This window comes from Streptomyces sp. NPDC005485 (assembly GCF_040606085.1).
Lineage (GTDB): Bacteria > Actinomycetota > Actinomycetes > Streptomycetales > Streptomycetaceae > Streptomyces.
The window spans coordinates 1-8,629 of record NZ_JBEXDZ010000257.1; the positions used below are offsets into that span (position 1 = coordinate 1).

At 69.2% G+C, this 8,629-nt stretch carries 8 protein-coding genes and 1 pseudogene; all 9 read right to left on the reverse strand.

The genetic code is table 11. From position 1 onward, the window contains the following. Positions 1–44 precede the first annotated feature (44 nt). Positions 45–491, reverse strand: coding sequence for a hypothetical protein (locus ABZS97_RS42425; RefSeq protein WP_356148764.1), 447 nt, complete (start codon positions 489–491; stop codon positions 45–47). Between the two features lie 163 nt (positions 492–654). Next, the gene (locus tag ABZS97_RS42430; protein ID WP_006375305.1) at positions 655–1,236 is read right to left on the reverse strand and encodes an ATP/GTP-binding protein; all 582 of its coding nucleotides are present in this window, start codon (positions 1,234–1,236) and stop codon (positions 655–657) included. Continuing rightward, positions 1,217–1,801 (reverse strand): DUF742 domain-containing protein, encoded by a 585-nt coding sequence (locus ABZS97_RS42435; protein WP_356148767.1) that lies wholly within the window; start codon positions 1,799–1,801, stop codon positions 1,217–1,219. Before ABZS97_RS42435 ends, ABZS97_RS42430 begins: the two co-directional genes overlap by 20 nt. 94 nt (positions 1,802–1,895) lie before the next feature. Continuing rightward, positions 1,896–2,309, reverse strand: coding sequence for a roadblock/LC7 domain-containing protein (locus tag ABZS97_RS42440; RefSeq protein ID WP_356148770.1), 414 nt, complete (start codon positions 2,307–2,309; stop codon positions 1,896–1,898). 10 nt (positions 2,310–2,319) lie between these two features. Continuing rightward, entirely contained in the window at positions 2,320–5,532 is a 3,213-nt protein-coding gene (locus ABZS97_RS42445; protein ID WP_356148773.1) for a nitrate- and nitrite sensing domain-containing protein, read from the reverse strand. A 403-nt stretch (positions 5,533–5,935) separates the two neighbouring features. After that, positions 5,936–6,511 (reverse strand): ATP/GTP-binding protein, encoded by a 576-nt coding sequence (locus ABZS97_RS42450; RefSeq protein WP_028802395.1) that lies wholly within the window; start codon positions 6,509–6,511, stop codon positions 5,936–5,938. Further along, positions 6,492–6,890, reverse strand: a complete 399-nt coding sequence (locus tag ABZS97_RS42455) for a DUF742 domain-containing protein (protein WP_356148776.1) — start codon at positions 6,888–6,890, stop codon at positions 6,492–6,494. Before ABZS97_RS42455 ends, ABZS97_RS42450 begins: the two co-directional genes overlap by 20 nt. Positions 6,891–7,001: 111 nt before the next feature. After that, positions 7,002–7,415, reverse strand: a complete 414-nt coding sequence (locus ABZS97_RS42460) for a roadblock/LC7 domain-containing protein (protein WP_010984127.1) — start codon at positions 7,413–7,415, stop codon at positions 7,002–7,004. A 9-nt stretch (positions 7,416–7,424) separates the two neighbouring features. Then, a pseudogene (locus ABZS97_RS42465) lies at positions 7,425–8,629 on the reverse strand (hypothetical protein); the annotation flags it as partial.

Genomic DNA, 8,629 nt, shown 5'->3' on the forward strand with positions numbered 1-8,629 from the left:
GCCTCCACCGGAGGCGGGCCCTTGCGGTTCATCACCGTGCCGGACTAAGCGATGGTCCACTGCTCCGGCCCGCATGTCTGGTGCGTGCCCTCGACGATGCACAACCGGACCGCGAGGTACGTGTTCTCCGTCATGTTGTCCGTGATGTCCCCAGTGCAGTACCCGGCGCTGTGGCCCCGGGTGGATGCCATGACCTTCCACGTCGCGGTGGAGCCGTTGAACTTCCGATGGACCTCGATGCCCTTGCCGTCGGCGTTTCTGTCGCACGCCGAGAAGGAGTCACCGGGAGCTCCGTTGACCGGGTCGGCTCTGAAGTAGCCCTGGCCACGCATGGAACCGTCACGGATCAGGTCCAGGTAGACGTCGTCCTGCAGCAGGTCCGTTCGCCACTGATCGGCCGCGAAGGCCGGGCTGTTCGTGACGAGCACAAGGCCGAACGCTCCCGCGGCGGCCATCAACACCGTCGTCGTCGACCTGAGTGCGCGCTTCATGTGATCCCCTCCCTGGGCGGCGCAACAGCCGCCCTTCGAAGAGGGATCGTATGAGTGAGCGATTGCCGTGGCTAGAGTGATCACAGGGCAGTTGAGGCACCAACTGAGACGGAAGGGGCCCCTCCGAGCAGGAGGGGCCCCTTCCGTTCGTCCTGGCCGGCTTCTAGCGCAGACGCGCCATCAACGCGTGCTCCACCAGCGTGATCAGTGCCGACTTGGCGTCGGCGCGGTGCCGGGCGTCCGTCGTGATGATCGGGGTGTCGGGGCCGATCTGGAGGGCTTCACGGACCTCGTCCGGGTTGTAAGGCTGGCTGCCGTCGAAGCCGTTCAGCGCGATGACGAACGGCAGCCCGCTGTTCTCGAAGTAGTCGACCGCGGGGAAGCAGTCGGCGAGACGGCGGGTGTCCACCAGGACGATCGCGCCGATGGCGCCGCGGACCAGGTCGTCCCACATGAACCAGAAGCGGTCCTGACCGGGGGTGCCGAACAGGTACAGGATCAGGTCCTGGTCGAGGGTGATGCGGCCGAAGTCCATGGCGACGGTGGTCGTCGTCTTGTCTCCGGTGTGGGTGAGGTCGTCGATGCCCGCGGAAGCGGACGTCATGACGGCCTCGGTGCGCAGCGGGTTGATCTCCGAGACGGCGCCGACGAACGTGGTCTTGCCCACGCCGAAGCCGCCCGCCACCACGATCTTCGCGGACGTGGTGGAGCGGGAAGGCCCTCCGCTAGAGCTTGCGAAGTCCACTGAGCACCCTTTCGAGCAATGTCACGGCTGGCTGGCCGCCGGCGCTCTCGTCGCCGCCGGGCTGATGAATGGCGACCAGGCCCGCCTCCGCCAAGTCGGCGACGAGAATCCTGGCCACACCGAGAGGGATCGTCAGCAGGGCCGAGATCTCGGCCACCGACTTGATCTCCCGGCAGAGGTTGCAGATCCGCTGATGCTCGGGCAACTGGCCCTGCATCTGGTGCGGTTGTGCGGTCGTGTGCACCAGCGCCTCGATGGCGAGCTGGTAGCGGGGCCTGGTGCGGCCGCCGGTCATCGCGTACGGGCGCACCAGAGGGTTGTTCGCCGAACCCGCGGGCGACGCTTCGGGGGTGCGTCGCTGCGGCTGCACGGGCTGGATGCGCGGCGCCGGCGGCTGGTCGTACGGCGAAGGGCCGGGGCCCTGCGGTGCGTACGGCTGCTGGCGGCGGTGGCTGGGCGCGGAGGGGAAGTTGTACCGGTTCGGGTTCTGCGAACCGTCACCCTGGCCCTGGCCGGGGCCATAGGACCAGTTGCCCGAAGACGAACCGCCTGGGGGTGTTGCCACTTTCTCCTCCTCCGACTGTGCCGTGCACCCATCACTGTGGGTCCGCGTCTCGAAACCTTATGGCCTCGGGACGCCAAAACGCACCGTCTGTCTGTTAGTTGAGAAGGCTTCCCTGGAGCTCCGAACGGAGATCCGGGGTGAGGACCGTACCTGCACGGTCCACCAACAGAGCCATCTCGTACCCGATGAGACCGATGTCCGCTTCGGGGTGTGCAAGGACTGCGAGCGAGGAACCGTCGGAAACGGACATGATGAAGAGGAATCCTCGCTCCATCTCCACAACTGTCTGATTCACGCTGCCACCCTCGAAGATGCGGGAGGCACCCGCGGTCAGCGAGGTCAGTCCGGACGCGACGGCCGCGAGCTGGTCGGCGCGGTCACGGGGAAAGCCTTCGGACATAGCCAGAAGGAGTCCGTCGGCGGAGACCACCACCGTGTGGGACACCCCGGGGGTGTTGTCCACGAAGTTGGTGATCAACCAGTTCAGGTTCTGTGCCGCCTGGCTCATCGGGCTCACACTAACGCTCCTGGTTGTAGGTGCTGTCAGAGCCGAAGCCCTGACCGTTCGTGTCACTGCTTGCATTGCGTCCCCGCTCCACGCCGCGACGCAGGTTGCTCAGCCTGCCCCGGACGTCCTCGGGAGCGCGGGAGACCTGTGGGCCCCCCTGGGGTGTCGACTCCGCGGTTCCCTCGACCAGGTTGGCCTTGGGCACCCGCCGCGGCAGACCGGAGGAGGTGACCCCGCCCGCCTTGGGCTTCTTGAGCTGCTCGGCGCGCTGCCAGCGGTCGTCGTTGGACGAACGCCAGTCGTCGCTGCCGCTGCCGTTGCCATTGCTCTCCGCGGTCGCCGGGGGAGTCTGCACTCCCCGGTCCGCGGGCCGCTGGCCGTTGCCGTTCACGGCGGCGGAGCCATTGCCGCTCGCGGTGGATCCGCGGCGGGGCAGCCCTGCGTCGGTCAGCGTGTGGCCGGCGGCGGGAGCGGGTCCCGGCCGGTCGAAGCCTACGCGGTCCCGCTCACCCACGTCAGCGACCTGCGCGGGTTCCGCTTCCGGAGCGTACTCGGACCGGTACGGCGTCTGGTACGTGTCCTGCTGCGGCCAGTCGTCCTGGTAGGACGGCTCTTCGAAGCCCGGATACGTCTCCGAGGCGGCACCCTGCGCCGAGGCGGGCTCCTCCTGGACCGGCTCCGCATAACCGGGCTCCGGGTAGCCGCCGTTGGACGGGAAGTACGTCTCGTCGTACGACGGCTGCCGGGGCTCCTCGTACGCCGTCTGCTGGTCGTACGCCGCAGGCTGCTCGGAGTAGGTGCCCTGGCCGTCGTCGTACGCGGGCTGCTGCTGCGCCCCGAAGTCGTCGCGGTAGCCGCCGGGGGCCTCCAGGGCCTCCTGCTGGGGGCCTGCCTGGGCCTCCAGGGCCTGGCGGCGCTCCTCGCGCATCAGCGAGCGGCCCACGGGGTCCAGCTCACGGATGTCGTCCGGGACCTCGTAGCGGCTGTCGTCGAAGCCGAGTTCGGCGGCCGTGCGCATCGGCTGCTGGGACGTGAAGTTCTCGGCCTGGAAGGCCGGCTGCTGCGGTTCCGGGACGATCTGCGAGACGGTGAAGTCGTCGCGCTGGATCTCGCCGCCGCCGCCACCGTGGGTGATGGCGTCGGGGAGCATGACGAGCGACGTCGTACCGGCCTGCTCGCCCGAGGGGCGCAGCTGGACGCGGATGCCGTGCCGGTCCGACAGGCGGCCGACCACGAACAGACCCATGCGCTGCGAGATCGCGGCGTCCACGGTCGGCGGGTTGGCCAGCTTGTGGTTGATGTCCGCGAAATCCTCGGCGGTGAGGCCGATGCCCTTGTCGTGGATCTCGACCATGATGCGGCCGTCGGGCAGCCGGGTCGCGGTGACGCGGACCTTGGTCTGCGGGGAGGAGAACGTGGTGGCGTTCTCCAGGAGCTCGGCGAGCAGGTGCACGAGGTCGGTCACGGCGCGGCCGTGGATCTCGGCCTCCGGGACGCCCGACAGCTCGATGCGCTCGTACTGCTCCACCTCGGAGGAGGCGGCACGCAGCACGTCCACGAGGGGCACCGGCTGGTCCCAGCGGCGGCCGGGCTCCTCGCCCGCGAGGACGAGGAGGTTCTCGCCGTTGCGGCGCATACGGGTCGCGAGGTGGTCCAGCCGGAAGAGGTTCTCCAGCTGGTCCGGGTCGGCCTCGTTGTTCTCCAGGTCGGTGATCAGGGTCAGCTGGCCCTCGATCAGCGACTGGTTGCGGCGCGAGAGGTTGGTGAAGATCGCGTTGATGTTGCCTCGCAGGAGGGCCTGCTCGGCGGCCAGTCGTACGGCCTCACGGTGGACCTGGTCGAAGGCGCGGGCGACTTCGCCGATCTCGTCCGTGGTGGTGATCGGGATGGGCTGCACGCGGGTGTCGACGCGGCCCGGGTCGGTGCGCGAGAGCTGGTCGACCAGCATCGGCAGACGCTGCTCGGCCACGCCGAAGGCCGCGTTGCGCAGCTGGCGCATCGCGCGGCTCATCTGGCGGGCGACCATGCCGGCCAGGATGAACGCGGCGAGCAGGGCGACCACGACTACGGCACCGGTGACGAAGGTGGACTGCTTGGCGTCGTCGGCGATGCCGGCGGCCTCGGTCACGGCCTTGTCGGCGAGATCCGACTCGATCTGGCGGTAGGCGTTGTACTTGGCCGTGTTGACCGCCCACCAGTTGTCACGGGTGACGCCCAGGGTGGCGATCGCGGCGCGGTCCGCGGGAGCCGTCGTCTTGAGGCCCGCGAGGTACTTGACCATGGTGGCCGGGTCGGCGGGCGGCGCGACGTAGGACGGGTTGGCCTTCTTGGCGGCCGCGGCCTGGGCGGCGCCGTCCTCCTTGATCTTCAGCGCGGCGGCGTCGAGCTTGTCCGCGTCGGCCTGGGTGCCACCGCCGCGGTACTCCTCGATGGCGATGCCCTCGAGGTAGGCGTACGAGGCGAGGGCGGTGCGCTGGGTGGCGAAGCTGCCTTCACCGGGGCCGGGCTTGGTCAGCAGGTGCATACCGATGGACCGCTCCAGCGACAGGCCCGCCTTGGCGAGCGAGATCGCGTAGACGGTACGGCCGTAGCTGGTGATGTTTCCGGTGCCGAGGCCGAGCTCGTTGGAGAACTCCATCAGCGGGTGCTGGATGGCGACGTAGCCCTCTTCGGTCTGCACACCGGGAAGGTCGCTGGTGTACGCGCGCTTGCGGAGCGTGTCGAGGCCGGGCTCGACCTTGCGGAAGACGGCGAGACGCCGCACCAGGTTCGCCTTGTCCGGCATGCTCTGGGCGGCTTCGTCGAAGGCGTCGGCGGCCGCGTCCGTGGCCGCGCGGGCCTTGACGACGGTCGCGTTCTTCTGGCCCTTGCCCTCCAGCAGGGGAGCGGCGGTGATGTCGCGCTCCTGGTAGAGGCGGTCGCCGTAGTCCAGGGCGGCGCGGACCAGGCGCGCGGTGTTCTCCGCGTCCTGCGCTTCCTGCCAGGTGTCGATCGAGCCCTTCACCTGGAAGCCACCCATGACAAGGCCGACCACGACGGGTATGAGCAGGATCGCGTTCAGCCGGGTCGGTACGCGCCAGTTGCGCGGGGAGAAACGGCTGCCGCTGGGCGCGGGTGCCGCCATGGGCTCCGGGCCGGGCATCTGTGCGGGCGCCGCTCCGCGCGGCGGCGGGGTGAAGTTGCCCCGTGCCGACGGCTCGGGACCGTTCTTGCTTCGCCTCACTCGACCAACAACCTCTCGGCGTCGGCACCTACGTTGTGCCGCGGTGTCTGCCAGCGCCCTTGTCTTCCGGGCCGATCAGCCGCCCTAGCTACTGGGCAGTTCAGCGCATTCCAGCACGTCAGGCGGCGCCGTTCCAAACACTCGGAACCGAGGATTCCGAGTGACGTAAGCCCTAGATAAAACGGTCATAAAGAGCGAGCCCCGCCAAAAGGCGGGGCTTTTGTGAGCACAGCGACACCGGGTGACCGCGATGCGTGTCTGTGCCAGTGAAATTCTCTGTCGAAATGTTATGAACACTGTGGCCGACCGTGTCAAACGACACAGCCGGCTCCAGTGCGTCTACGACAACTGCCGTATGGCGCTGCCGACTTGGCTGACGACTCGGACGAGAGCGGGGTGCGGGCTATCTCAGACGAGCCATGAGGGCGTGCTCGACCAGCGTGATCAGGGCACTCTTCGCATCCGCGCGGTGCCGGGCATCCGTCGTGATGATCGGGGCGTCCGGACCGATCTGGAGCGCCTCGCGCACCTCTTCGGGGTTGTACGGCTGGTGTCCGTCGAAGCCGTTGAGGGCGATGACGAAGGGCAGGCCCGAGTTCTCGAAGTAGTCGACCGCGGGGAAGCAGTCGGCCAGACGCCGGGTGTCCACCAGGACCACCGCGCCGATGGCGCCGCGGACCAGGTCGTCCCACATGAACCAGAAGCGGTCCTGACCCGGCGTACCGAAGAGGTACAGGATCAGGTCCTGGTCGAGGGTGATGCGGCCGAAGTCCATGGCGACGGTGGTCGTCGTCTTGTCTCCGGTGTGGGTGAGGTCGTCGATGCCCGCGGAAGCGGACGTCATGACGGCCTCGGTGCGCAGCGGGTTGATCTCCGAGACGGCGCCGACGAACGTGGTCTTGCCCACGCCGAAGCCGCCCGCCACCACGATCTTCGCGGAGGTGGTCGCCCGACCTCCGTCAGAGCTTGCGAAGTCCACTGAGCACCCTTTCGAGCAGTGTCACGTCCGGTGCACCGCCGTTGTTCTCGTCGCCGCCAGGCTGGTGAATGGCGACGAGTCCGGCCTCGGCGAGGTCCGCGACAAGGATCCTGGCCACGCCCAGGGGCATGGACAGGAGGGCCGACACCTCCGCGACCGACTTCACTTCGCGGCAGAGATGGCAGATGCGCTGGTGCTCGGGGAGCAACCCCATCAGCTGGGCCGGGTCGGCCGTGGTGCTGATCAGCGCCTCTATGGCGAGCTGGTATCGCGGCCGGGTCCGGCCGCCGGTCATCGCATACGGACGTACCAGCGGCTGGTCGCCCTCATCCTCGTACGTATGCGCGTACGGATCATGAGAGGCGTTGGGCGGGGTCATGAATCCTCCGGGCGGGACAGCAAGTCGGTCAGTCGTGCCGTCTGTTGAGGCCGGTGGGGGGATTGTGGCGGCCGGACGGTGATTTCGTGCTGTGGGTAGAACCCAGGAGCGTCAGTGGAGCAGACTTCCCTGTAGTTCGGCGCGCAGGTCCGGCGTGAGCACTGCGCCCGCGCGGTCGACGAGCAGTGCCATCTCATAGCCGACAAGGCCGATGTCGCACTCCGGGTGGGAGAGGACCGCGAGGGACGATCCGTCCGAGACGGACATCAGGAAGAGAAAGCCGCGCTCCATCTCGACGACCGTCTGCGCGACCGTGCCGCCCTCGAAGATCCGGGAGGCCCCGGCCGTCAGCGAGGTCAGACCGGAGGCGACGGCGGCGAGCTGGTCGGCGCGGTCACGGGGGAAACCTTCGGACATAGCCAGAAGGAGTCCGTCGGCGGAGACCACCACCGTGTGCGACACCCCGGGGGTGTTGTCCACGAAGTTGGTGATCAACCAGTTCAGGTTCTGTGCCGCCTGGCTCATCTGGCTCAACTAACGCTCCTGCTGGTGAGTGGGGCTGGGGAAGCTGCCGGTCTGGCCGGTACCGGCCTGGCGACCCTGCTGGATGCCCCGACGGAGATTGGTCAGCCGGCCGCGTACGTCATCAGGCGCACGCGAGACCTGCGGACCGGGTTGGTGCTGTTGCTGCTGAGCCGTGCCGGCGACCAGGTTGGCTCGCGGGACTCGGCGCGGCAGGCCGGAGGTGGTGACTCCGCCCGCCGACGGCTGACGGACGCGCTCGGCCTGTCGGACGAGATCGTCGTTGGGCGAGGTGCGCCAGGAGGAAGAACCAGGACCGGCGCCGGGGGCGGCTGCCGGTGCGGCCGCCGGCCGCTGGGGAGCTACCGGGGGCGCCGACTGCTGGGGAGCCTGACCGGAGCCCTGCGCGCCGTTGTCCCGGCCGCCGTTGCCCTGGCTGCCGTTGCTCTGGCCGTGCTGAGCCTGGCCGTTCTGGCCCGGCTGACCGCCCTGACCGTTCTGGCCGTGGAACCAGTTCGTCTCCAGGGTGTCGTACAGCGGCGTACGCCCGTCGCCGGGGCCCGCCGGCGGCAGTGCCTCGGGCTCCTGCGGACGCGTGGGCCGCTGCTGCGGCGCCTGCGGACGCTGCGGGGACGGCGGCCGGGGGGCGCCGAAGTCGGCTCCGTCCCGTGCGCCGTTGACCTGCGGACGCTCGAACTGGCCGGTGGAGGACGGGTCCTGGCCGTTGCCGTAACCGGGCCGGGCGAACTGGCCGGTGGACGACGGGTCCTGGGAGGCGCCGTAGCCGGGCATCGCGAACTGTCCCGTGGAGGACGGGTCCTGGCTCGCCGGAGTGGAAGAGGGGCCGAAGAGATCCGGACGGACGAACTGGCCGGTGTTCTGGCCGTTGTTCTGCCCAGGGTTGTTCCCGGAGTTGTGCGGTGCGTTCTGCGGCGGACGCGGGGCGTCGAAGTCCGGGCGGGCGAACTCGGACGTGGCGCCCGGGCCCTGCCGGTCGTCGATCCGCGGCAGCCGTGAGGTGGCGTCGGGCTCCTCGTGACCGCGAGGCGTGTCGAGAGAGGCACGCGGCACGGGCGGCAGCGCGTTGTCGTCGCTCCAGCTCGGCCGCGGCTGCGCGTCGGCACCCGGCAGCTCGGCGCGCGCGCGTAGTTGGGCGCGTGGTGCAGGTCCTTCGAGGCGAGCCGCACCGGATCGGACATGACGCCGGTGCGCTCGTC